We start from the raw sequence: 22,873 nt of genomic DNA on the forward strand, positions 1-22,873 counted from the left end.
TCGTCCCCGGGTGACTCGCCGCACCGTCGGACGCCAACGACAAGGGGGGTGCCGTCAGGCATCCCCCCTTGCGGTGGTCGGGTGATCACCCGGCGATCATTCTTCCGGCAGCCACTCCTGGACCACGTCCGGGTGCTCCTCGACCCACTGCTTGGCATTCTCGTAGGGGTCGGAGTCCTCCTGCTGGTTCAGCAGCTGGACCTGACCCATCTGTTCGGGTGTCCACTCGAAGGCGTCCAGGATGGCATAGGCCTCCGGCATGTCCTCCTCGAGGCCCTGGCGGACCATGGTATGGATCTGCTCCGCACCGCCATAGACGTTCTTGGGGTCCTCGAGGTACTTGAGGTCCCAGCGGGCGAACTTCCAGTGCGGCGTCCAGCCGGTCACCACGATCTCTTCCTCGTTGCCGACGGCGTTCTGCAGCGACGCGGTCATGGTGGCGCCGCTGCCGCTCTGCAGGTCCACGTCGAGGTCGTAGGCCTCGACGACCTCCTCGGTCAGGCTCATCAGGCCGGCACCCGGGTCGATGCCGGTGATCTTGCCGTCGATGGCCTCGGCATGCTCGTTGATGTCGCCGATGGTCTCCATCTCACTGTAGGCCGGGACCACCAGGCCAAGCCGGGTGCCATCCAGGTTCGGGCCGAGATCCACGATCTGGTCCTTGAGGCGCTTGTAGTAGTCCTCATGGGTGGTGGGCAGCCAGGCCGTGGTCATGGCATCGGCGTCGCCGGTGGCTACGGACTGCCACATGGCGGCGGCGGACAGCGAGGTGAGTTCCACCTCGTAGCCGGCCTGCTCCAGCACGGCACGCATCACGTTGGTGGAGGCCACGGCGTCGGACCACTCGACATAAGCGAGGTGCACGGTGCCCTTGTCCTGGGCCTGGGCGGTGGCGGCGCTGAGACCGGCGCCGGCGACCAGGGCCAGGCCGGCAAGACGGAGGCTGCGATGCATCGGATGCTTGGTCATCTGAACTGCCTTTACTGAGAATGGTGGCAAAAAGGATGCAAGCGACAGGCGCTGGATGCAAACGACGACCATCAACGGGAGGTCCAGGGCTCCGGTCACCGGCCGGCCTCGACCTGCCAGAGCATCCCGCGGGATACCATCACGACGCGTTCATGAGCGGGAAGGCACCACGGCCTCACTGGATGACGGCACACGTCGCCGTCATGAGCGGCCGGTGACGACACAAAAGAAGGGAGGTGCCTAAAGCACCTCCCCAGATCGTCTTGCGGGCGTCGGGCCGCGGTCGGCTCAGGACTTGCGCTGCTTGCGCAGCGACTGGGTGAGGCGGTCCAGCAGCATGGCCAGAATCACCACCGCGATGCCGGCCTCGAAGCCGTCTCCCGGGCGCAGGCGCTGGATGGCACGCCAGACCTCGCTGCCCAGGCCGTCGGCGCCAATCATGGCGGCGATCACCACCATCGACAGCGCCAGCATGATGGTCTGGTTGATGCCGGCCATCACGGTGGGCAGCGACATCGGCAGCTGCACCTTGAGCAGTTTCTGGCCGCGGGTGGCGCCATAGGCGTCGGCGGCCTCGACCAGCTCCACCGGTACCTGACGGATACCCAGGGTGGTGAAGCGGATCGCCGGCGGCATGGAGAAGATCACGGTGGCGAAGATCGCCGATACCGAGCCGATGCCGAAGAAGGGAATCGCCGGGATCAGGTAGACGAAGGCCGGCATGGTCTGCATGAAGTCCAGCACCGGCATGATCGTCTTGTAGAGCCGCTCGGAGAGGGCCGCCGCGATACCCACGGGCAGGGCGATGACCACCGCCACCAGGGTGGCGATCACCACCAGGGTCAGGGTCTCGATCATCGGGTCCCAGAGATCCAGGTTCCAGATCAGGGCCAGGCCGGCCACGGCGCCGATGGCCAGGCGTACATTGGCCAGCCACCAGCACAGGCCGGCGATGATCACCAGCAGCGACCAGTCGGGGAGCCACATCAGGGCATCGTTCAGGCCGTCGATACCGGTCTGGGTGACCCGGGAGATGGCGCGGGTGACGATGGAATACTCGCTGGTCAGCCAGTTCAGGCCACCCTCGATCCAGTCACCCAGCGGCACACGGGGAAATTCGATAGCCATCAGCGTTCTCCTGCCTGTGCGAGTTCATCGAGCACGGCGCCCTTGACGACGACGCCCTGCAGCACCTGGTTGTCATCCACCACGGCGATGGGGAAGCGGTTCTCGTGGAACATGGCGAACAGGTTGTGCAGCGGTTCCGCGCGGACCACCTTGCGGAAGTCCTGGGTCATGACGTCCGTCACCCGCTCCTTGCCCTCTTCGAGTGCCTGGCTGGCGGCGTCGGCATCGATCAGGCCGATCAGGCGACGCTCGCGATCGAGGATGTAGATGGAGTCGAGGCTATGGTCGCGCATCTTGCGCAGCGCGGTGCGCGGGCCGTCGGTGTCGCGCACGGTGGAACGCACCTTGCGCATGGCGCTCTCGGCGCTGAGGATCCGCGACTTGTCGACGCCCTCGATGAAGCGCCGCACATAGTCGTCGGCCGGCTTGGTGAGGATCTCCTCCGGGGTGCCGATCTGCACGACCTCGCCGTCCTTGAGCAACACGATACGATCGCCGATGCTCAGGGCCTCGTCGAGGTCGTGGGTAATGAAGACGGTAGTCTTCTTCATGCGATGCTGGAGCTCCAGCAGCTCCTGCTGCATGTCGCCGCGGATCAGCGGGTCGAGCGCCGAGAAGGCCTCGTCCATCAGCAGCACGCTGGCGTCGTTGGCGAGTGCCCGGGCCAGACCGACCCGCTGCTGCATGCCGCCGGAGAGCTGGTTGGGATAGGCGTCCTCCCACCCCTCCAGGCCAACCTGCTTCAGGGCATTGGCTGCGGTCTCACGGCGCTCGGCGGGATCGACGCCGCGGATCTCCAGGCCGAACTCGGCGTTCTGGCGCACGGTGCGGTTGGGGAAGAGGGCGAAGTTCTGGAACACCATGGAGAAGTGGCGGCGGCGACATTCCAGCAGCTCCTTCTCCTTGAGGCTCGGGATGTTCTCGCCATCGATGACGATCTCGCCCTCTGTGGGCTCGATCAGCCGGTTGAGGCAGCGGATCAGGGTCGACTTCCCCGAGCCGGAGAGCCCCATGATCACCAGCAGTTCGCCCTCGTAGACGTCGAAGTTGATGTCGGACAGGCCCAGGGTCTGGCCGGTCTTGTCGAGGATCTCGGGGCGCTTGAGCCCCTGGTCGCGAAGCTCCAGCGCCTTCTTCGGCTGATTGCCGAAGACCTTGCTGAGCTGTCGGACCCGAATCTTGACGTTTCGGTTGTCACTCATTGGCTGTGCCTTCGTGGCGCCCGCCCGGCGCTGGCGCCGGGGCGGAGGCGGGTTGACGGGATGTAGGGTGTCTTAAGCATGCCTGTTGGCCAGCGTTGACACGAATCGAAGCGCTACACCCTAGCGTTTGTTGAACAGTCATTCAAATTTGTGCAGAAACGCCGATCGGGCGCGGCACCTGTCTTGCCGGGGAAGGCCCTGATGGGACGGGGGCGTCGGCAACAGCTGACCGAGGCTACCGGCGAGGGGGAGATTGAGCAAGCTCGGCGCCACTGCGTCGTCGATCGGCAGGCGTCACGGGCCCCGCCATCCTCGGCCTGGCCCCGGCACGCGTCGTGTCGATTCGCTCTCGAGCGGATTGCGTCTGCGCCGCGCGCCGGGGTGTCGCGGGGAGGCGTCGCCGGGCTACATCAGCAGGATCAGCAGCAGCGGCAAGTAGAGCAGCGAAAGCAGGGTGGAGCAGAACACCAGGCTCGCCACGTACTCCGGCGCGCGCCGGGCGCGCTGGGCGAACAGGTAGTTGAAGACTGCCACCGGCATGCTCATCTGCAGCACCAGGATGGCATGAGCCATCGGCGGCAGCGCGAGCAGGCTACCGATGCCCCAGGCGATCCCGGCCGCGAGTGGCAGGCGCAGCAGGCTGAAGCCGAGTCCGGAGCGCAGGCTTCGCACCTGGATGTTGGCCAGCGAGACCCCCAGGGTGATCAGCATCAACGGCACCGTGAAGCCGGAGATCAGCTCCACGCTGTTGGCCAGCCACCGGGGCAGGTCGGTGTCGGTGAGCAGCAAGGCCAGGGCGATCAAGATGGCATAGACCGTCGGAGTCGTGACCAGGATCTTCAGCGGGTTGCCGCGACCGGCCATCAGCGAGCCCAGGGTGAACTGGAACAGCGTCACGGTGACCATCACCGTGATCCCGAACACGAAGCCGGCGCTGCCGAAGGCATAGAGCACCACCGGCAGGCCCATGTTGCCGGTATTGGGATACATCATCGGCGCCAGCAGCACCCGCCAGTCCCGGCGCAGCAGTCGCGCCACCAGGCCGGTGGCCGCCGCCATGCACGACAGCACCAGGGCGGTGGCCAGCATGGTCCGGCCAAAACTGCCGGCATCGATCTCGGCATCGGCCAGGGAGGCCAGCACCAGGGAGGGCGTACCGATGTTGAAGACCAGCCGGGTGACAAAGTCCACGGGGTAGTCGTGGCCGAGGCGGACCCAGCCGAAGCCCAGGCCGGCGCCGGCCAGTACCGGAGCCATGACGGCGAAGAGTTCGGCAAGCATCAGAATCTTCCTTGCAGAGGGTGAATGGCGGTGCGTTCCCTGCCCGCCCGGACGTCAGGTCGACGCCGAGGAGGCAGCGGCGACGGGCGGGAGCCCGGAAGCCCGCGCCCGTTCGGCCTGATGGTGCAGCGCCAGGTCGAGACGCTCCACGAGCCCGGCGATCATCGTCCGCTGGCGGGGGCTCAGCGCCTGCCGGTCGTCGAGGGCCGCCACCAGCTCGGTCCCGGTACGATACACCTCGCCGGGGGGGCGCCCTCGGGCACTGTCCTCGAAGGCGCTGGCCAGTGCGGCGAAGAACGCCCGCCGGGCCCGGGGCAGGGGGGCGCCGCCCAGGTCGTCGAGCCGCCGGCGCAGCTGCAGGCAGGCATAGCCGATATCCAGCCCGGTCAGGCCCAGGGAAAAGAGGTGGCGCTGATCCTCGTGCAGCATGTCGTCGTGACGGGCCAGCTGCAGCAGGCGGTCGGCCATGCCGCCGATGAAACGGGTCTCCGCCTCGGGCACGGGAGCGGCCGGAAAGGCACGCAGGTCGCGGGCGATCGCACCGACCAGCCGGCGCTGGTGTAGCCGCGGCCCGAGGCCGGGGATCAGGCGGAAGCCGGAGACCACCGCACCCAACCCGATCATCACCGCGATGGCGCGGTTGAAAAAGCCGTCGAGGGAGAAATCCATGCCGTTACCGGGCATGGTCAGCAGGATGTTACCGATGGTGAAGGCCAGGCAGTAGCCCATCAGGCGCGGTGAGGCCGCGCCCAGCAGGCCCAGGAACAGCGGCGGCAGCAAGAACATCGCCAGCATGGGGAAGCCGCTGGCCTGGGCGAGCAGCACATGGCCGAACAGGAAGGCGCTGGGGATCGCCGCCAGCATGCCCTTGGCGAACATCAGACTCACCGCGGCGGGGTTGTCCCGGCTGGCGAAGAAGGCGGAGCCCAGGGTGCCCATCAGCATGGCCACCTGGCCGTTGCTCCAGCCCGTGGCCAGCCAGAAGGCCGCCAGGGTCACGAAGACGACCCCCGCGCGCAGGGCGTTGAGGCCGGCGGCCAAGTGGTCGCGGTGCCAGGCGAGGGCCGCCCCCCGCAGGCGTCGGCGTCCGGGATGGGGGATCGCCTCGCGGGCATCGAGCATGACCAGCGCATGCCCCAGCGTCTCGCGCAGCCCCAGGCGGACGCGCTGCGCCAGCGGTGTGACCTGGTTGTCGGGGCCGGCCAGGGCCCGGTGGCGCAGCGTCTGGAGGCGCCGGCGGGCTTGGGGGATCCCCGTCGCTTCCGCGGCATCGCCCAATTCCCGGGCCAGGTCGTCGGCCAGGTGGCGGGTGCCGGGATCCAGGCGGTCGCCGTAGTGGTGCAGCAGCTGCTGGAGGGCATGCAGCGTGGCCATCAGGCGCAGCGTGCGGCGGGTCAGCACATGGCTGGCGCGGATCCGTCCCGGCCCCTCGGGTCCCTCGTAGCGGGCAGCCTGGCTGTCGGTCTCGAGCTGGGTGAGAGGACCGAGGCTGCCGGTCAGGCTGGCCTGAAGCGTGCCGAGGTCGGCGCTGTCCGACAGCCGTTGCCCGGCGTGTCGGAAGGCCTCGTTGATCACCTGGTCCGCCTGGTCGGCCAGGTGGTCGCGGACCCGGATGGGCCACAGCAGGGCGCTGACCAGGGTGGCGCAGACCGCGCCCAGGGCCAGCTCCGACAGCCGCGCCACGGCGATCGCGAAGATGCCGTCGGGTTGGCTCGCGCCGATCACCACGATCAGCATGGCGGTGACCCCGCCCATGATGCAGCCGTAGGAGGCATTGTTGCGCAGCAGCGAGCTGCCGTAGGTGCACAGCATGATCCATAGCGTCAGGCTCGCCAGCGCCGAGACGGGCGCCTGGGCGAACAGCGCCATGATGGCGATCCCGACCCCACAGCCGACCAGGGTGCCGGCGAGCTGGCTCAAGCCCTTTTCGATCACCATGCCGCTCATCGGGCGGATCTGCAGGAAGGCCGCCGAGATCAGTGCCCAGTAGGGGCGCTCGAGGTCGCACCACAGCGCCACATAGAGCGCCAGCAGCATGGCGAGGGTCGCCTTGACGGCGAACCGTACGGCCTGGCCACTGGGTATCAGGTAGGCCTCCAGCCAGGGCGACATGCGCGGTTACTCCGTCGGCTCGATGTGCACCGAGGCCGTCATGCCGGCGCTCAGCACCGTCCCCTCGGGGAGCTCCTCGAGCGTGATGCGTACCGGGATGCGCTGGGCCAGGCGCACCCAGCTGTAGGTCGGCTCCACCTGAGGCAGCAGCTGGGCGTTGGAGGCGGTGTTGGGGTCGGCGATGCCGCGGCCGAGACTCTCGACGTGGCCGTCGAGCGTGGCGTTGCCGCTCATCAGGGTCACCCGCGCCGGATCGCCCACGGCGATCCGCTCGATCTTGGTTTCCTCGAAATAGCCGGTGACATAGAAGGAGTTCGCCTTGACCAGCGCCATCACCGGGTTGCCGGCGTTGACGTAATTGCCCTCGGCCAGCTGGAGGTTGAGCACGTGGCCCGCGGCCGGTGCCCTGAGGGTGGTCCGTGCCAGGTCGAGGCGGGCAGTCGCCAGCTCGCTGCGCGCCTGGTCCAGGGCGGCGGCCGCCACGTGGCTGTCGATGCGCGAGGTCTCGCGGGTCTCGTCGCTGATCGCCTGCCGGCTCAGGCGGTTACGGCGCGAGGCCTCGTGCTGGCGAAGCTCCAGCTCGGCCTGGCGCTGCGCGACCACCGCCTCGGCCTTGTCCACCGTCGCCTGGTAGCGTGCCGGGTCCAGACGGAACAGCGTCTCGCCCTCGGCAACGCGCTGGTTGTCCCTGACCGCCAGCGACACGACCTGACCCGAGACGTCGGGAGCGATGGTGACGACGTCGGCCCTGACTCGGCCATCCCGGGTCCAGGGAGTGAAGAGGTAGTAGTGCCACAGCCATAGGCCGGCGGCGATGGCCAAGGCCACGATGGCCAGGGTCACGAGACTGCGTAGCAGGATGCGCATGATTAGGCGACTCCGGCGGCGGATGAGGACAGGAAGGCGACCGCGGCGGTGCAGATCACGAAGAGCGCGGTATCGAACCAGGCCTCGAACCACAGGCGCCTCGTGCCCACCAGGTGGTGGAGCAGGGCGCGTACCAGCAGCGCGACGGCCAGCCCGAGCAGGACATACAGCAGCAGTGGCGAGAGATAGAGGCCGCCGATGGCGATTTCCCGGAGTCCCATGGCTGCTCCCGGCTATATGGTTAGCGTGCTATTATAACAGCCCCCGGCGGTGCCGGCACGGTCCGCGCCTTGACGCTCATGGGACGACTTCCTAGATTTCGGTATACAGGGCTCATGTCGCCATGAAGACATGAGGCTAGGCTGCGTCCGGGCGTTCGACGCTCGGCGCTACCTTCCTGCGATCTAGTCGGCAGGAAGCCGACCGCCTGAAGTGGCGTCGAGCCACCGTTCGCCTTGCGTGCGAAGGGGGTGGCGTGAACGCTGGCATCGCATCACACCAGAAGGTCTGCGTGGAGCACCTGTTCAAGGTCTTCGGCCCGGACCCCGACGAGACGATCCGCCGGGTGCAGGCCGGCCAGGCCAAGGATCGCATCTATGCTGACACCCACTCCGTGGCCGCCGTCGCCGACGTCTCCTTCACCGTCGACCAGGGCGAGATCTTCGTGGTCATGGGCCTCTCCGGCTCCGGCAAGTCGACCCTGATTCGTTGCCTTAATCGGCTCATCGACCCCACGCGGGGACGCATCCTGCTGGACGGCCAGGACGTGGTGGCCATGGACGCCGGCGCCCTGCGCGAGCTGCGCGCCCACAAGCTGTCCATGGTCTTCCAGCACTTCGCGCTCTTCCCCCACAAGACCGTCGGCGAGAACGTCGAATTCGGCCTCAAGGTGCGCGGGGTGCCGCCCGGTGAGCGCCGCGACAAGGCCCGGCGAGCCTTGGAGCAGGTGGGGCTCGAGGCCTATGCCGACGTCCCGCCCGACAACCTCAGTGGCGGGATGCAGCAGCGGGTGGGGCTGGCCCGGGGGCTTGCCGTGGATCCCGATATCATGCTGATGGACGAGCCCTTCAGCGCCCTCGATCCCTTGATCCGCCGCGACATGCAGGACGAGCTGCTGGCCCTCCAGGCACAGCTGCACATGACCATCCTGTTCATCACCCACGACCTGCACGAGGCCCTGCGTATCGGTGACCGCATCGCCATCATGAAGGACGGTCGCTTCGTGCAGACCGGCACGCCGGAGGAGATCGTCGCCGACCCCGCCGACGACTACGTCGCCGCCTTCACCCGTGATGTGGATCGCGGCCGGGTCTTCCGCATGGGGCGGCTGAGTCATGAGGCGCCCACCGTGACGCCGGATGACGACCCGGCGACGGCCCGGCGGCGCTGCGACGAGCACGGCGTGGCGGGCCTCCACGTGGTCGACACGGACGGCTACCCGCTGGGCATCCTGGTGCGCGCGGAGCTGGCGTCGGCCGAGGATGACGCCTTGCGTGACCTGATGCAGCCCGACTACCCGGTGGCCCGGGCCGACCAGGAGCTGATCGAGCTCTATGGCGCCTGCGCCCAGGGTCTGCCCATCGCGGTGCTCGACGACACCGGGCGCCTGCAAGGCACCGTCGACCCTCTGCGGGTCTTCGCGCTTCTGGCCGGGGAGCCGGGCGAGGGCGAGACGTCCCGCCGTGCCGAAGCCTCCGCCCCTCTGGCGGCGAGGGAGGAATGACCATGGCCGACAGTATCTCCGACTTCTACACCCTGCCCCTCGACGACTGGATCGAGGTGGCGGTCAAGGATTGGCTGGTGCCGAACTTCCGCCCGGTCTTCCAGGCGCTGCAGTGGCCGATCGATCAGGTGTTGAGCGGTCTCGAGGATTTCCTGCTCTGGCTGCCCTATCCGGTGTTCGTGGTGGTGGTGCCGCTGATCGCCTGGCGGGCCGCCGGCTCTCGGGTGGCCATCTTCGCCCTGGCGGCGGTGGTCTTCCTGGATCTGCTGGGCATCTGGCGGGAAACCATGATCACCCTGGCCATGATCGTCACCGCGGTGACCTTCTGCACGATCGTGGGGGTGCCCCTGGGGATCCTCGCGGCCCGCAGCGATCGCTTCGCCAGCGTGATCCGGCCGGTGCTGGACATCATGCAGACCATCCCGCCCTTCGTGTACCTGGTGCCCATCGTGATGCTGTTCGGCGTGGGCATCGTACCCGGCGTCATCGCCACCATCATCTTCGCGCTGCCACCGATCATCCGCCTGACCAACCTGGGCATCCGTCAGGTGCAGGGCGAGCTGGTCGAGGCCGGCCTGGCCTTCGGCGCGACCCGGCGCCAGCTGCTCTTCGAGATCCAGATCCCGCTGGCGCTGCGCACCATCATGGCCGGGCTCAACCAGACGCTGATGCTGTCGTTGTCGATGGTGGTGATCGCCGCGCTGATCGGCGCCGGCGGCCTGGGACTCACGGTGTTCACCGGGTTGGGGCGCCTGGACATCGGCAAGGCGAGCCTGGGGGGCATCGGCATCGTGCTGCTGGCGATCCTGCTCGATCGCGTCACCCAGGCGCTGGGCGAGGGCGGACGCGCCGATGCCGGCGGCAAGCGCTCCTTCAAGAAACTGCTGTCCAAGGGAGTCAGCAAGACCGACAGGGACGACGTTTCATGAGTCTTCCCCGGGCCGATCCCGGGGCTTACAGAGGAGGGAATCGTATGCATCCTAGTCGCAACGCCACACATGCCCTGGGCTGGGCGGGCCTCGCCCTGGCCCTGTCGCTGGTGCCGGGGGTGGCCCTGGCCGACCAGCACCTGCCCGGCGAGGGGGTGGACGTGACTCCGGCCCGGGCCACCTGGGACACCGGCTGGTTCCCGACCGCCGTCTACAGCCACCTGCTGGAGGAACTGGGCTATGAGGTGGACCGGCCCACCACCCTCGACAACCCGCCCTTCTATCAGTCGGTGGCCCAGGGCGACGTGGACTTCTGGGTGAACGGCTGGTTCCCGCTGCACAACACCTATCGCCGGACCTTCCGGGCGGGGGCCGAGCTGATCGGCTACGTGGCCCAGGGCGGCGCCCTGCAGGGCTACCTGGTGGACAAGAAGACCGCCGATGAGCACGGCATCACCGGCCTCGAGGACTTCAAGGACCCCGAGATCGCCGCCCTGTTCGACTCCGACGGCAACGGCAAGGCCGAGCTGGTCGCCTGCCCGCCGGGCTGGGGCTGCGAGCTGGTGATTGCCCACCATCTCGAGGCCTATGGCCTCAGCGATACCGTCGAGCCGATCAAGGCAAGTTATTCCGCCTCCATGGCCGATGCCCTGGGGCGCTACCAGGAGGGCGGCTCGATCTTCTTCTACACCTGGACCCCCAACTGGACGGTGGGCCTGCTCGAGCCGGGCAAGGACGTGGTGTGGATCACCGTGGACGAGGCCTCCCTGCCGGAGGAACAGCAGGACTTCGAGGACGATACCGTGGTCGAGGGCGTCGAGGGCTGCACCGAGAACCCCTGCAACCTGGGCTGGCCGGCCAACGACATCCGGCCGGTGGTGAACAGCGCCTTCGCCGCAGAGAACCCGGCGGCAGCGGAGCTGTTCGAAGAGGTCCGCATCCCGGTCGACGACATCTTTGCCCAGAATGCCAAGATGTTCGATGGCGAGGACAGTGCCCAGGACATCCAGCGCCACGCCGAGGAGTGGATCGCGGCGCACCGCGACGACGTCGATGGCTGGCTCGATCGGGCCCGCCAGGCAGCGAGGACGGAAGGCGAGTAGGCGCCCACGGTACGCCATTACCCACCACCCCCCGGGCCGACATCGGCCCGGCGGGTAGCGAGGGGAGTGGGAAGGGGCGTTACTGGGTAGCGTCCTCGGCGGCCTGCTGGGTCTTCTCGCCGGCTGCCTTCAGGGCGTTGCCGATGCGATCCAGGGCTTCAGAGGCGCCTTCCTGGGTGGTATCCCAGGCGCTGGCGGCGCCCTGCTTGGTCTCGCTCCAGGCCTGTTGCATGTTCTGGCGGGCCTCGCTCCACCAGGTGTCGGTGTATTCCGGTTGCTGGGTAATGGCCTGCTCGCTGAGATCGACCTGGACGCGGTACTCCATGTCGTCGAGGCTGTTGCCGTTGTGCGTCTCCACGGTGAAGTGGCTGGTCTCGATGACGTATTGCTTCTGGCCCATGTCGAGCAAGTTGCCGGTATCGATGGCCAGGGCGCGCAGGCGCATGTCGTTGTCGAGCAGCACATCCTCCACCTCGCCGATCTCCACGTCGGGATTGGCCTGGGTGTAGACATCGGCGTCGAGCAGTTCGTCGGCGGAGTAGAGGCCCTGGGTCTCGGCCTGGGCGCTCACGGAAACGGCCATGCCGCCGGCGATCAGGGCGGCGGTCAGGGCGCGGGTATGCGGTGTGTCGAGGGTCATCCTGTCTCTCCTTTCATGAGGGTCCATTCATGACACCTGACGTTGCCAGGCAATCGTTAGTGTCCTCATCGGCGCCCGGGGTTCAGTCGCCCTGGTAACGAAGTGTTAAAGCCCGGGCTTTTACTCGGGGCCATGGCGGATGCTATACCTGCCTCGTCAGGCATGGCTTCGGGAGGGCTGCGATGAGAATTCGGCGGGCGGCGATCGCCCTGATGGCGCCGCTGTGGCTGGCCGCCGGCGGCGCCGGCGCCCAGGCGCCCGACCCGGTGGAGGCCGTGGTGACCATCGGCATGATCGGCGACGTGGCGGCCCGGGTCGGCGGCGAGTGCGTCGAGGTCACGGCCATCATGGGCCCCGGTGTGGACCCGCACCTCTATCAGGCCAGCGCCCGGGATGTGGCCACCTTCCAGGGCGCCGAGCTGATCCTCTACTCGGGCTATTCCCTGGAAGGCCAGCTCGGCGAGGTGCTGGGGCGCTTCGCCGAGATCAAGCCGACCGTGGCGGTGGCGCCGTCCTCCATCGAGCCCGCCGACCTGATCACCGTCCAGGATGTCTACGGCATCGACCCCCACCTGTGGATGGACGTCTCGCTGTGGGCCCAGACCCTCCCCACCCTGGCCACGGCGATTACCGAGGCGCGCCCCGAATGCGAGGCGGCGATCCAGGCCAACGCCGAGGCCTATGGCCGCCAACTCGAGGCGCTCCACGGCTGGATCGGCGAGAGCATCGCCACCATCCCCGAGGCCCAGCGCATTTTGGTCACCGCCCATGACGCCTTCAACTACTATGGCCGGGCCTACGGCATCGAGGTCGCCGGCATCCAGGGCATCAGCACCGAGACCGAGACCGGCGTGGCCGACATCCGTGCCATGACCGAGGTGGTGGTGGAGCGTGAGGTGCCGGCGGTGTTCATCGAGAGCACCATCAATCCGCGCACCGTCCAGGCGGTGATCGACGCCGCCCGACAGCGGGGCCAGGCGGTGGCGATCGGCGGCCAGCTCTATTCCGACGCCATGGGCGAAGCGGGCACCGCCGATGGCACCTATATCGGCATGCTCCACGCCAATACCCGACATATCGTCGAGGCGCTCGGTGGCACCCCGGCGCCGCTGCCCGAGGCCCTGGCCGGCTGGGCAGAGCGCTGGGATGTCCCCATGGAGTAGGCCCGGCCGCCGACCGACAGGAAAGCACCGTCATGACACTTTCGCTGCATGAACCGGACCTCGCCTTGCACGTCGAGGACCTGACCGTCAGCTACCAGAGCAAGCCGGTGCTGTGGGACATCGACTTCGATGTGCCGCCCGGCGTGATGGCGGGCATCGTCGGCCCCAACGGTGCCGGCAAGAGCACCCTGATCAAGAGCGTGCTGGGGCTGGTGCCGGTGGTGGCCGGCCATGTGCGGCTGTTCGGGTTGCCCTACAAGGCGCGGCGCCGGCGGGTGGGCTACGTGCCGCAACGCTCCAGCGTCGATTGGGACTTCCCCACCACTGCCCTGGACGTGGTCACCATGGGGCTCTATGGCCGGCTGGGCTGGCTCAAGCGCCCTGGACGGCGGGAACGCGACGAGGCCATGGCGGCCCTGGAACAGGTCGGCATGGCGGACTTCGCCCGCCGCCAGATCAGCCAGCTCTCCGGCGGCCAGCAGCAGCGGGTCTTCCTGGCCCGGGCGCTGGTCCAGCAGGCCGACGTCTACTTCCTCGACGAGCCCATGGCCGGGGTCGACGCCACCACCGAGCGGGCCATCGTCGACATCCTTCGCCGCCTGCGCGACGACGGCAAGACGTTGATCGTGGTGCACCATGACCTGCAGACGGTGCGCAGCTACTTCGACTGGCTGTTGATCCTCAACGTGCGGGTCATCGCCCAGGGGCCGGTTCATGAGATCTACACCGCCGACAACCTCAAGCGGGCCTACGGTGGCCAGATTGCCCTGCTCGACGAGACCGGGTTCCTCTCCAATCAGGCTTCCGGCTCATGACGGGCTTCCTGGCGCTCCTGCAGGACTACACCATTCAGAACGTGGTCGCCGGCGCCGCCCTGCTGGGGCTGATCAGCGGGGTTCTGGGCAGCTTCGCGGTGCTGCGCCAGCAGAGCCTGCTCGGCGACACCATGTCTCATTCCGCGTTGCCCGGGGTCTGCCTGGGCTTCATCATCGCCGGCACCCGGCACATGGGCAGCATCCTGCTCGGGGCGCTGGCCACCGGCGCCCTGGCCGCCCTGGTCATGCTGCTGCTGACCCGCATGAGCCGGCTCAAGACCGATGCCGGCCTGGGCATCGCCCTGAGCGTCTTCTTCGCCCTGGGCGTGGTGCTGCTGACCCATATCCAGGGCATGAACAACGCCGCCCAGGGGGGGCTCGACGCCTTCCTGTTCGGCCAGGCGGCGGCCACCCTGCGTTCGGACGTCTGGATCATGGGCGCCATCACCGCCGCGGCGCTGACGCTGGTGGCGGCGCTGTGGAAGGAGTTCAAGCTGGTCACCTTCGACCCCGAGTTCGCCGCCTCCCTCGGCATGCCGGTGGTCTGGCTCGAGGTGTTGCTCACGGTGATGATCGCGCTTGCCGTGGTGGTTGGCCTGCAGATGGTGGGGGTGGTGCTGATGGCCGCCATGGTCATCGCCCCGGCGGTGGCGGCGCGCCAGTGGAGCCATCGGCTCGAGGACATGGTGTGGCTGGCCGCGGCCATCGGGGTGGCCGGCGGCGTGTTCGGCGCCCTGCTCAGCGCCCTGTCCCGGGGACTGGCCACCGGTCCGCTGATCATCCTCAGCGTCTCCGCGGTGGTGCTGGTGTCGATCACCCTGGCCCCGGGCCGCGGCCTGATCTGGGCGGCGCTGCGGCTGTGGCGGGGGCGGCGCCGGCTGCGCGATCAGCAGGTGCTGACCACCCTGTACCGGCTCGCCGCCCACCACGAGGACCCCGTCTATCGCTCCGAACAGGGCATGCTCGACACCTATCATGGCCTGGGTACCCGGGCGGCGCTGCGCAAGCTCGAACGGCGTGGCCTGGTCGAATGGGGGGAGGCGCCGCCCGCCGAGCCCGGCCCCGAGCGGCGCTGGGTACTGACCCCGGCCGGCATCGCCGAGGCTGAGCGTATCCTGGCCTCGCTGAACGGGGAGGAGGCCTGATGCTGGCCGCACTGTTCGACAACGTGCCGCTGATGATCATGCTGGTGGGCGCCCTGGTGGGGATCGCCTCCTCGCTGGTGGGTACCTTCCTGGTGCTGCGCGGCAACAGCATGCTCTCCGATGCCATCGGCCACGCCATCGTCTTCGGCATCGTCATCGTCTGGCTGCTCACCCACCAGCAGAGCGGCCCGGTGCAGCTGCTGGGTGCCGCCCTGACCGGACTGTTGACCGTGGTGCTCACCGAGCTGCTGGTGCGGACCCGGCGGGTCAAGCAGGACGCCGCCATCGGCCTGGTGTTCCCGGTGCTGTTCTCCATCGGCGTGCTGCTGCTCAACCTCTACGCCCGGGACGTGCACATCGACACCCACACGGTGCTGCTCGGCGAGATCGGCTTCGTGTGGCTGGATACCGTCACCCTCGGCGACCTTCGGGTGCCCCGGGCGCTGCTGTCCATGGGCGCGATGACGTTGCTCAACGCCGCCTTCGTGGGCCTCTTCTACAAGGAGCTCAAGCTCGCCACCTTCGACGAGACCCTGGCCCGGGCCCTGGGACTGGCGCCCGGAGTGCTCTTCTACGGCCTGCTGCTGCTGACCAGCGGCACCGCGGTGGCGGCCTTCGACGCCGTGGGCGCGGTGCTCTTCGTGGCCTTCGTCATCGTCCCGCCGGCCACCGCCTACCTGCTCACCGATCGGCTGTGGCTGATGTTCTTCTACGGCATCCTGGTGTCCATCGCCGCCAGCATCAGCGGCTACACCCTGGCGGTGGCCTGGAACGTCTCCATCGGCGGCATGATGGCGGTGATGACCGGCGTCCTGCTGATGCTGGCCTTCCTCGCCGGGCCCCGCTACGGGCTGGTCGCCCAGTGGCTGCGCCGCCGCGGCCAGCGCCGGCTCAACGAGATCCGCACTCTGGCCGTGCACCTCTACAACCACGAGGGCACCCCCGAGCAGCACGAGGAGAACGTCACCCGGGCGCTGCGCGAGCACCTGCTGTGGGACGACGCCAGGGCCCGGCGGGTGGTGGAGCGCAGCTGCGAGCGGCACCTGATCGTGCGCGCCGGCGACACCCTGACCCTGACCTCGGCCGGTCGCGAGCTGGCCCGGGAGATCCTCGAGCCGGGGCGGCGGGAAGCGCGCGCGGGAGGTGGTTAGCCATGCCAGCCTACCGGCGTGTGCGTCGAGGGCCCCTGCCGACATGCGTCCGATGCCGGTGATGCCGATACAGGCAGGGGAGCGCCGGTCTCACGCCTGCAGCGCGGTGACCTCGGTGGCCTGCCAGACGAGGCTGTCGGAGGGACCGTCGTGCAGATCGGAACACGTGTCGACCCGCCGGATCGTGGTCGTTTCGCAGACGACCTGCAGGCGACCTTGAGCGTCCGCTCGCTCCCATCGCCATAGCAGGCGTCGCCGATGCTCGTCGCCGGTGTCTTCCTGAAGGGTCAGGCGGGCGGCCGGGTAGCGCGGTTCCAGTGAGGTCAGGGCCGCGAGCTGGGCACACTGTTGCGCGGGTGTCAGCCGGGAGTCACCGCGATAGCCGGGCAGGAAGCGACAGCCGCGCGCCTCTGCCTGCAGGAAGGGCAAGGCCTGCTCCGGCGTGATGCGGCCATACTTGCGCACCGGTGCCAGCAGGATGATGCTGGCCGCGAAGCGGCAACCGCCCAGGTGGCTGCTTTCCCATACCTCGAAGGGCAGGGCGTGCGTCGCGACGACCTCGGCCAGCTGCTTGTAGGTCTGGTAGCCGTACTTGGCGCAGCACTTGTCCTTCTTGCCGTGGGTGCAGCACAGCACCAGCTCCCGGTCGACCGTCCCCCTTTCCCATTCCGTCAGCGGCGACCCTGACTGCCAGGCGGCCAGGAACGCCTCCAGTGCCGCGCGCGGCACGACGAAGCGCCGGCGTTCGGGCATCAGGAACACCTGGTGGATGTCGCCTGGCTGTTCGCGGCGATGGATCAGGTTGACCCGCCGCCCCTCGGCGGCGATGGCATCGAGCCTTCGCACCAGGTTGTCCGGCATGTCGCTGGCATGGCGCAGGTTGCGTGTCCACTTGGCGCGGGGCCAGCTGATCAGCAGGTTGCGGTCGGCATGGGCGGCACTGCCGGCCAGCGGATCATGCTGCTCGCGGCTGAGGTCCGCACAGAAGGTATGACTCACGAGATACAGCGCCGGTCGACGGTGGGCGAGGCGGGCCGGGCGGACGGCCTGGCCCCCCGCCGGGGGGTCGGCACGCAGATCGGGCTGCCCGTCTCGGGATCCTCGAGGACCCGGGCATCGAGATCGAAGACCCCCTTGAGGTGGGTGGCCGTGAACACGTCCCGTGGCGTGCCGCTGGTGACGATGCGCCCGTCGCGCATCATGACCAGCCGATCCGCGTAGGCCGCGGCCAGGTTCAGGTCGTGCAGCACCAGCAGCAGGGTGCGGCCGTGCTCGTGGGCCAGGCGAGACAGCAGCTCCAGCAGGTCCACCTGCACCTTGAGATCGAGAAAGGTGGTGGGCTCGTCGAGCAGGATCAGGTCCGTCTCCTGTGCCAGCACCATGGCGATCCAGCAACGCTGTCGCTGACCGCCGGAGAGCGCGTCGACACTGCGCTCGGCGAAGGCCGCGACATCGGTATAGGCCATCGCCGCGTGGATGGCGCGGGCGTCCCGTTCGGCATCCTGTCGCCACAGCCGCCGGTGGGGGAAGCGCCCCATGCCGACCAGCTGCCTGACCGTCAGCCCCTCCGGGGCGGAAGGCCCCTGCGGCAGGATGCCCAGGCGTTGGGCCACCTCGCGGGTGTTGCGGCGATGGATGTCCTGGCCATCCAGACAGACCCGGCCGGCACTGGGCGTCAGTGTGCGCGCCAGCGTCTTGAGCAGCGTCGACTTCCCGCTGCCGTTGGGGCCGAGCAGTACCGTCAGCTGGCCCTCGGCCACCGCCAGGTCGACGCCGTCCAGGACGCGGCGGGACTCGTACCCGGCGTGCAGGGCTTCGCCGGTCAGTCGAGGCGTCTTGGCTGGTGTCGAGGGCATGGGGCGGGCTCGTTGATGTGACGGCTGGGCCAAGGCAACGTAAAGCAAAAAATTCTCATTTTCAACATCGAGCGGTTCGGTGATTCAGCCACTGCGGTAGCGGGTGCGGTGCAATAGATAGACGAAGAAGGGCGCGCCCACCCCCGAGACGAAGATGCCGGCGGGCAGGTCCTTGGGCAGGAACGCCACCCGCCCGAGCAGGTCGGCGTAGAGCACGATCAGAGCGCCGATCAGGGCGGCGGTGGGCACCAGCCGGGCGAAGCCCCGTCCCACCAGGCGGGCGGCGATATGGGGCGCGATCAGCCCCACGAAGCTCAGCCCCCCGGCGAAGGCCACGGCCGCGCCCGCCAGCGACACGCTGCAGGCCATCAGCACCAGCCGGCTGTGCAAGACGTGCACGCCGAGCCCCTGGGCCACCTGGTCCCCCAGCGCCATGGCATCCATGTGACGAGCCCGGGTCAGGCACAGGGGAACGGCGACCAGCAGCCAGGGCAGCAGGCCGAGCACGTCCTGCCACTGGGCGGCGTAGAGGCTGCCGGTCAACCATACATAGGCATACATGGCGGCGGCATCGTCGCTGATCACGATCAGCAGGGTGGTCACGGCCCCCATGGCGGCGGAGAGCCCGATGCCGACCAGCACCATGCGCGAGGGGCTGATGCCGCGCTGCCAGGCCAGCAGGAACACCAGCAGGGCGGCCAGCAGTGCGCCGGTCAGCGCCGAGGCCGGTAGCCAGTGGATGCTCAGGGCGGTGCCGAACAGTGCCAGGAAGGCCACGGCGGCCAGGGCGGCGCCGCTGGTGATGCCGATCACGTCCGGGGAGGCCAGCGGGTTGCGCACGATGGCCTGGAGGATGGCGCCGGCCACGGCGAGAGCCGCCCCCACCAGCACGGCCAGCACGATGCGCGGTAGGCGCAGTTCCCAGACGATGAAGGCGATGTCGCTGTCCTGGGGGGTGACCAGCGCGTGCCCCACCTCGACGAACGAGGTGGGGAAGCTGCCGAGGGCGAGTGACAGGCCCATGCTGGTCAGCAGCAACAGCCCGAGCAGGGTCGCGATGCGCAGGTAGCGTGCCCGTGGGGCATCGGTGGTGCCCTCGCCTGTCTGGTTCAGGGAAGCGGAATGCGTCATGGTCAGGCCTGTTTGCTGCGCGCCAGGTAGATGAAGAAGGGCGTGCCGATCAGGGCGGTCATCACCCCCACCGGGACGTCCTGAGGGGGCATCAGGAAGCGCGAGGCCACGTCGGCCAGCAGCAGCAGGCTCGCGCCCAGCAGGGCGCAGGCCGGCAGCAGCCAGCGATGGTCGACGCCGAAGAGCCCCCGCGCCATGTGCGGCACGATGAGGCCGACGAAGCCGATCATGCCGGCGAGCGCGACCGAGCTGCCGGCGAGCAGGATTACCACCAGGCCGAGCAACAGCTTGATGGTGCCGGCGCGCATGCCCAGTCCCTTGACCATGTCATCGCCCAGCATCAGGGCATTGGCGTGGCGGACGAGCAGGGCGCACAGCAGCAGGGCGCCGCCGAACAGTGGCAGCAGCGGCACCACCAGGGACAGCTCGCGCCCGGACACCGAACCGGCCAGCCAGTACAGCACGCTCTCGAAGCTCTGCCGGTCGATGATCAGCAGGCCCTGGCTGAACGAGACGAACATGGCGGTGATCGCCACGCCCGCCAGCACGACCCGCAGCGGCGAGAGCTCCCCCTGGCGACCACGACTCAGGACCACCACCAGGCAGGCCGCGACCAGGGCGCCCAACAGCGCCGCCCAGACGTACTCGGCCGGCGTATGGAGGGGCAGCAGCGAGACCGCGATCACCACGAAGAACATGGCCCCGGCGTTGATGCCCAGGATGCCCGGCGAGGCGAGGGGGTTGCGGGTCATGGTCTGCATCAGGGCGCCGGCGATGGCCAGGCTCGCGCCGACCAGGGCGGCAATCACCGCCCGCGGCAGACGCTCGGTGTGAATGATGATATGCGCGACCCGGGAGGGGTCGTAGTGCATCAGGGCCTGGGCGAAGGTCGGCGGGGCGATCTCCGTGGTGCCCAGCATGACGCTCGCCACGAAGGCCGCCGCGACCAGCGCCAGGCCCAGCAGCAGCCCGGCGACACGGGAAACCCGGTGATTCAGCATGCGGCGAGTACCTCGTCTCGAGCCGGAGCCATCGCGGACGCCTTTCCGGCGCAGGACGCAGGGTTGGAGGAGGCCGCCTCGGTCGATATGGCCGGCCCTGGCGTCATGGGGCTGCGGGGCTGATTCAGCCCGTAGTGGGCGTAGAGGTCGTCCAGCATGGCGTTGGCGGCCAGGATGCCGCCGCCCATGATCCAGTTCACTGCATCCACCTCGAAGACGCGCCGGTGCTGCACGGCGTCCAGCCGCTGCCAGAGAGGATGGGAGGTCCAGTGCCGATAGTTCTCCGCGATGGCGGGATCATCCGGCTCCAGCAGCACGAAGATCACGTCGGCATTCATGACCGGGATGTTCTCCTCGCTGGTCAGCTTCATGCCCCAGCCCTGATCCTGCACGGAGCCCGGCTGCTCGAAGCCCAGCTCATCCAGGATCGAGCCGGCGAATCCCGTGGAGTAGAGGCGCACATGGTCGCTCTTGAAGCGGACCACGGCGGCCTTCTGCGGCCAGGCGCCGCCCAGGGTGTCTTTGATCCGCCGGCGAAAGTCCGCCACGCGTTCGTCCCAGTCCTGCAGCAGCTCCTGGGCGCGGGCCTTGCGGCCGGTGGCCTCGGCCAGCAGGGCCAGGGAGGCCCTGAAGTCGAAGACGCTGCCGGTAGCCACCGTCGGCGCGATCTTCTCCAGCAGCGGCCGGACCCGCTCATGACGAAAGCGCGTGGCCATGATCAGGTCGGGGGCCAGCCAGGCCACCTTCTCCAGGTTGGGCTGGGTCTCCAGGCCGACGTGCTCCACGCCGGCGAGGGCCTCACGCAGGTAGCGATACATGGGCGGCTCCAGCCAGGAGTCGACGACGCCGACCGGCGTGAGGCCCAGTGCCACCGCGCTGTCCGTTGCGCCCTGGTAGAGGGTGACGACGCGCCGTGGCGTGGCGGGGAGGCGCGTGTCGCCGAATGCATTGGCGACGGTTCGCCCGTCGCGGGCATCGTCGGCGGCGAGGGCGGTGGCCCCCCACGGCATGAGGGTGACCAGCAGCATTGCCAGCCAGCGATGGCGGATTCGGGCGCGGGTCGTCATTGTGGCCTCCTGGCGGATGCGGTCGTCAGGGCGTGATCGGGGGATGGCATGTCGCCGGGCGCCGCAGGCGCGTGGCGCGTCATGGCGCGGCCGAGCCGCCAGGCCAGCGGCAGGCAGCCCATGGCGATCGCTGCCAGGGCCAGGAAGGCATGCTGGAGGGCGGCGGCGCTCGCCTCGGTATAGGGCATGCCCCGCTGCAGCGCGGCCTGTACGGCCGTGTCGTAGTGGATGGACAGCGCGACGATGCCGAGCGAGGAGACCAGGCGCCTGGCCATGTTGTTCATCGCCGAGGCCTGGGCGATGTGCGGCTCGGGCAGGTTCTGCATGCCCACGGCGGTGGCCGGCAGGTAGGCGCAGCCGAGGCCGAGGCCGCGCAGGCCCATCCAGGCGCCGATCATCCACACCGGCGTGGCCTCGGTCAGGGTAGCGAGTCCCAGCAGGCTGGCCAGGGTGATCAGCAGTCCGGCGCCAATGCACCAGTGTGGCGGGTAGCGGTCGATCAGGTGACCCGCGACGGGGGAGCAGACGGAGGCGGCCAGCGCGGTGGCCAGAAACACCAGGCCAGTGGTCAGCGGACCGAACCCCAGCGCCGTCTGCATCCACAGTGGCACCAGCAGGACACAGCCGAACAGGATGATCGACTGCAGGCAGGCCAGGATGACGCTGAGCCGATACCCCCGCTGGGCGAACAGCGACAGGTCGAGCAGGGGCGTCCGGGCGCGCCCTTCGACGCGCACGAAGAGGCACAGGGCCAGCACTCCGGCGGTCAGTGGCAGCAGGGCCTGGATGCGCCACAGGTCGGTCAGCGACTCCACCCGGCTGAGGGAGAACAGCACCGCGCCCATGCCCAGGGTGATCAGCGCAAAGCCGGGCAGGTCGAACCGACGCCGACGGTTGACGGAGTCGGCTGGTAGATAGCGATAGCCGCACAGCAGCCCCAGCAGCGCGAACGGCATGTTCATCAGGAACAGCGCCCGCCAGTGGCTGACCTCGAGCAGCAGCCCGCCGACGCTGGGGCCGATGGCCGGGGCGATCATCACGGCGAAGCCCCAGATCCCGCTGGCACGGCCTCGCTGGTCGCCGGGATAGGCGGAGAAGATCAGCGACAGGGACAGGGGAATCATCAGTCCCGCGGCCATGCCCTGCAGTCCGCGTGCGAGGAGGATGCCGGTCAGGCCCTGGGCCATGGCGCCGAGCGCGGAGCCCGCCAGAAACCCCCACAGGCCCAGCAGGTAGACGCGCCGGCGGCCGAAGCGGTCGGCCAGGTAGCCGGTGAGTGGCATGGTCATGCCCATGCTGATCATGAACAGCGTCACCACCCAGCTGACCTCCGAGGCGCGGGCGTCGAAAGTGGCCATCAGGTCGGCCACGGCCAGGTTCAGGGCGCTGTTGTTGAGGCTGACGGTGAAGGTGCCCAGCAGCACACTGAACAGCACCTTGCCGCCATGCCCGGGAGCATTCGGCATGGACGTTCACTTAGCGGGGCACGGGGCGTTGCCTGGCAGAACGCCACTGCGCAACGCGTCATGGGGGCAGGATGATGACACGGCACAACGTCAAATGCAAAACGTTATCAATTGCGAGAAGACC

Annotated in this window: 21 protein-coding genes; 7 read left to right on the forward strand and 14 right to left on the reverse strand. The window is 68.7% G+C overall.

Annotated features, from left to right (window positions below; all coding sequences use genetic code 11):
- Positions 1-96: 96 nt before the first annotated feature.
- The 7 genes from EKG36_RS15340 to EKG36_RS15370 form a co-directional block, all read right to left on the reverse strand.
- The gene (locus EKG36_RS15340; RefSeq protein ID WP_126485649.1) at positions 97-969 is read right to left on the reverse strand and encodes a glycine betaine ABC transporter substrate-binding protein; all 873 of its coding nucleotides are present in this window, start codon (positions 967-969) and stop codon (positions 97-99) included.
- Between the two features lie 288 nt (positions 970-1,257).
- Positions 1,258-2,097: an ABC transporter permease gene (locus EKG36_RS15345; protein WP_425459606.1), complete on the reverse strand. Its 840-nt coding sequence runs from the start codon at positions 2,095-2,097 to the stop codon at positions 1,258-1,260.
- Entirely contained in the window at positions 2,097-3,299 is a 1,203-nt protein-coding gene (locus tag EKG36_RS15350; RefSeq protein ID WP_126485651.1) for a quaternary amine ABC transporter ATP-binding protein, read from the reverse strand. The genes EKG36_RS15345 and EKG36_RS15350 overlap by 1 nt, the downstream gene beginning before the upstream one ends.
- A 405-nt stretch (positions 3,300-3,704) precedes the next feature.
- Positions 3,705-4,580, reverse strand: a complete 876-nt coding sequence (locus tag EKG36_RS15355; RefSeq protein ID WP_126485653.1) for an AEC family transporter — start codon at positions 4,578-4,580, stop codon at positions 3,705-3,707.
- A gap of 54 nt (positions 4,581-4,634) precedes the next feature.
- Positions 4,635-6,692, reverse strand: a complete 2,058-nt coding sequence (locus tag EKG36_RS15360) for an FUSC family protein (RefSeq protein WP_126485655.1) — start codon at positions 6,690-6,692, stop codon at positions 4,635-4,637.
- A 6-nt stretch (positions 6,693-6,698) separates the two neighbouring features.
- Positions 6,699-7,559, reverse strand: a complete 861-nt coding sequence (locus EKG36_RS15365) for an efflux RND transporter periplasmic adaptor subunit (RefSeq protein WP_126485657.1) — start codon at positions 7,557-7,559, stop codon at positions 6,699-6,701.
- 2 nt (positions 7,560-7,561) lie between these two features.
- Entirely contained in the window at positions 7,562-7,780 is a 219-nt protein-coding gene (locus tag EKG36_RS15370) for a DUF1656 domain-containing protein (protein ID WP_126485659.1), read from the reverse strand.
- Positions 7,781-8,034: 254 nt separating this feature from the next.
- Between EKG36_RS15370 and EKG36_RS15375 the strand changes: the two genes are divergently transcribed.
- The 3 genes from EKG36_RS15375 to proX are packed head-to-tail and all read left to right on the forward strand — an operon-like array spanning position 8,035 to position 11,314.
- Positions 8,035-9,282, forward strand: a complete 1,248-nt coding sequence (locus tag EKG36_RS15375) for a quaternary amine ABC transporter ATP-binding protein (protein ID WP_281274430.1) — start codon at positions 8,035-8,037, stop codon at positions 9,280-9,282.
- 2 nt (positions 9,283-9,284) lie between these two features.
- On the forward strand, positions 9,285-10,211 hold the full coding sequence (locus EKG36_RS15380) for an ABC transporter permease (protein ID WP_221766096.1): 927 nt from the start codon (positions 9,285-9,287) through the stop codon (positions 10,209-10,211).
- A 44-nt stretch (positions 10,212-10,255) separates the two neighbouring features.
- Positions 10,256-11,314, forward strand: coding sequence for a glycine betaine/L-proline ABC transporter substrate-binding protein ProX (gene proX, locus EKG36_RS15385; protein WP_126485663.1), 1,059 nt, complete (start codon positions 10,256-10,258; stop codon positions 11,312-11,314).
- A gap of 79 nt (positions 11,315-11,393) precedes the next feature.
- On the opposite strand, the gene EKG36_RS15390 is transcribed toward proX, so the two are convergent.
- The gene (locus tag EKG36_RS15390; protein WP_126485665.1) at positions 11,394-11,954 is read right to left on the reverse strand and encodes a PRC-barrel domain-containing protein; all 561 of its coding nucleotides are present in this window, start codon (positions 11,952-11,954) and stop codon (positions 11,394-11,396) included.
- A gap of 182 nt (positions 11,955-12,136) precedes the next feature.
- On the opposite strand from EKG36_RS15390, the gene EKG36_RS15395 reads away from it, so the two are divergent.
- From EKG36_RS15395 to EKG36_RS15410, 4 genes are read left to right on the forward strand one after another with little or no spacing between them, the layout of a single operon-like run.
- The gene (locus EKG36_RS15395) at positions 12,137-13,117 is read left to right on the forward strand and encodes a metal ABC transporter solute-binding protein, Zn/Mn family (protein WP_126485667.1); all 981 of its coding nucleotides are present in this window, start codon (positions 12,137-12,139) and stop codon (positions 13,115-13,117) included.
- 32 nt (positions 13,118-13,149) lie between these two features.
- A complete protein-coding gene (locus EKG36_RS15400) occupies positions 13,150-13,932 on the forward strand; it encodes a metal ABC transporter ATP-binding protein (RefSeq protein WP_126485669.1) in 783 nt (260 codons plus the stop codon).
- Positions 13,929-15,077, forward strand: coding sequence for a metal ABC transporter permease (locus EKG36_RS15405; protein WP_126485671.1), 1,149 nt, complete (start codon positions 13,929-13,931; stop codon positions 15,075-15,077). The genes EKG36_RS15400 and EKG36_RS15405 overlap by 4 nt, the downstream gene beginning before the upstream one ends.
- Positions 15,077-16,228: a metal ABC transporter permease gene (locus tag EKG36_RS15410; protein WP_126485673.1), complete on the forward strand. Its 1,152-nt coding sequence runs from the start codon at positions 15,077-15,079 to the stop codon at positions 16,226-16,228. Before EKG36_RS15405 ends, EKG36_RS15410 begins: the two co-directional genes overlap by 1 nt.
- A 90-nt stretch (positions 16,229-16,318) precedes the next feature.
- On the opposite strand, the gene EKG36_RS15415 is transcribed toward EKG36_RS15410, so the two are convergent.
- From EKG36_RS15415 to EKG36_RS15440, 6 genes are all read right to left on the reverse strand, one after another.
- Positions 16,319-17,227, reverse strand: coding sequence for a ferredoxin family protein (locus tag EKG36_RS15415; protein ID WP_126485675.1), 909 nt, complete (start codon positions 17,225-17,227; stop codon positions 16,319-16,321).
- Positions 17,224-18,084: an ABC transporter ATP-binding protein gene (locus tag EKG36_RS15420; protein WP_126485677.1), complete on the reverse strand. Its 861-nt coding sequence runs from the start codon at positions 18,082-18,084 to the stop codon at positions 17,224-17,226. The genes EKG36_RS15415 and EKG36_RS15420 overlap by 4 nt, the downstream gene beginning before the upstream one ends.
- 84 nt (positions 18,085-18,168) lie before the next feature.
- Positions 18,169-19,215, reverse strand: a complete 1,047-nt coding sequence (locus EKG36_RS15425; protein ID WP_126485679.1) for a FecCD family ABC transporter permease — start codon at positions 19,213-19,215, stop codon at positions 18,169-18,171.
- Positions 19,216-19,217: 2 nt separating this feature from the next.
- Complete coding sequence (locus EKG36_RS15430) at positions 19,218-20,216, reverse strand: FecCD family ABC transporter permease (protein ID WP_126485681.1); 999 nt, start codon at positions 20,214-20,216, stop codon at positions 19,218-19,220.
- Complete coding sequence (locus tag EKG36_RS15435; protein ID WP_126485684.1) at positions 20,210-21,283, reverse strand: ABC transporter substrate-binding protein; 1,074 nt, start codon at positions 21,281-21,283, stop codon at positions 20,210-20,212. The genes EKG36_RS15430 and EKG36_RS15435 overlap by 7 nt, the downstream gene beginning before the upstream one ends.
- A complete protein-coding gene (locus EKG36_RS15440) occupies positions 21,280-22,749 on the reverse strand; it encodes a DHA2 family efflux MFS transporter permease subunit (RefSeq protein WP_126485686.1) in 1,470 nt (489 codons plus the stop codon). Before EKG36_RS15440 ends, EKG36_RS15435 begins: the two co-directional genes overlap by 4 nt.
- Positions 22,750-22,873: the final 124 nt, after the last annotated feature.

This window comes from Halomonas nitroreducens (assembly GCF_003966155.1).
GTDB classification, from domain to species: domain Bacteria; phylum Pseudomonadota; class Gammaproteobacteria; order Pseudomonadales; family Halomonadaceae; genus Halomonas; species Halomonas nitroreducens.

Bases quoted from the DNA above. Each gene is read 5' to 3' on its own strand.
- EKG36_RS15435 (WP_126485684.1), bottom strand. From the start codon at position 21,283: ATGACGACCCGCGCCCGAATCCGCCATCGCTGGCTGGCAATGCTGCTG.
- EKG36_RS15380 (WP_221766096.1), top strand. From the start codon at position 9,285: ATGGCCGACAGTATCTCCGACTTCTACACCCTGCCCCTCGACGACTGG.
- EKG36_RS15420 (WP_126485677.1), bottom strand. From the start codon at position 18,084: ATGCCCTCGACACCAGCCAAGACGCCTCGACTGACCGGCGAAGCCCTG.
- EKG36_RS15400 (WP_126485669.1), top strand. From the start codon at position 13,150: ATGACACTTTCGCTGCATGAACCGGACCTCGCCTTGCACGTCGAGGAC.
- proX (WP_126485663.1), top strand. From the start codon at position 10,256: ATGCATCCTAGTCGCAACGCCACACATGCCCTGGGCTGGGCGGGCCTC.
- EKG36_RS15430 (WP_126485681.1), bottom strand. From the start codon at position 20,216: ATGCTGAATCACCGGGTTTCCCGTGTCGCCGGGCTGCTGCTGGGCCTG.
- EKG36_RS15440 (WP_126485686.1), bottom strand. From the start codon at position 22,749: ATGCCGAATGCTCCCGGGCATGGCGGCAAGGTGCTGTTCAGTGTGCTG.
- EKG36_RS15425 (WP_126485679.1), bottom strand. From the start codon at position 19,215: ATGACGCATTCCGCTTCCCTGAACCAGACAGGCGAGGGCACCACCGAT.
- EKG36_RS15355 (WP_126485653.1), bottom strand. From the start codon at position 4,580: ATGCTTGCCGAACTCTTCGCCGTCATGGCTCCGGTACTGGCCGGCGCC.
- EKG36_RS15345 (WP_425459606.1), bottom strand. From the start codon at position 2,097: ATGGCTATCGAATTTCCCCGTGTGCCGCTGGGTGACTGGATCGAGGGT.
- EKG36_RS15370 (WP_126485659.1), bottom strand. From the start codon at position 7,780: ATGGGACTCCGGGAAATCGCCATCGGCGGCCTCTATCTCTCGCCACTG.
- EKG36_RS15405 (WP_126485671.1), top strand. From the start codon at position 13,929: ATGACGGGCTTCCTGGCGCTCCTGCAGGACTACACCATTCAGAACGTG.
- EKG36_RS15340 (WP_126485649.1), bottom strand. From the start codon at position 969: ATGACCAAGCATCCGATGCATCGCAGCCTCCGTCTTGCCGGCCTGGCC.
- EKG36_RS15395 (WP_126485667.1), top strand. From the start codon at position 12,137: ATGAGAATTCGGCGGGCGGCGATCGCCCTGATGGCGCCGCTGTGGCTG.
- EKG36_RS15360 (WP_126485655.1), bottom strand. From the start codon at position 6,692: ATGTCGCCCTGGCTGGAGGCCTACCTGATACCCAGTGGCCAGGCCGTA.
- EKG36_RS15350 (WP_126485651.1), bottom strand. From the start codon at position 3,299: ATGAGTGACAACCGAAACGTCAAGATTCGGGTCCGACAGCTCAGCAAG.
- EKG36_RS15365 (WP_126485657.1), bottom strand. From the start codon at position 7,559: ATGCGCATCCTGCTACGCAGTCTCGTGACCCTGGCCATCGTGGCCTTG.
- EKG36_RS15390 (WP_126485665.1), bottom strand. From the start codon at position 11,954: ATGACCCTCGACACACCGCATACCCGCGCCCTGACCGCCGCCCTGATC.
- EKG36_RS15410 (WP_126485673.1), top strand. From the start codon at position 15,077: ATGCTGGCCGCACTGTTCGACAACGTGCCGCTGATGATCATGCTGGTG.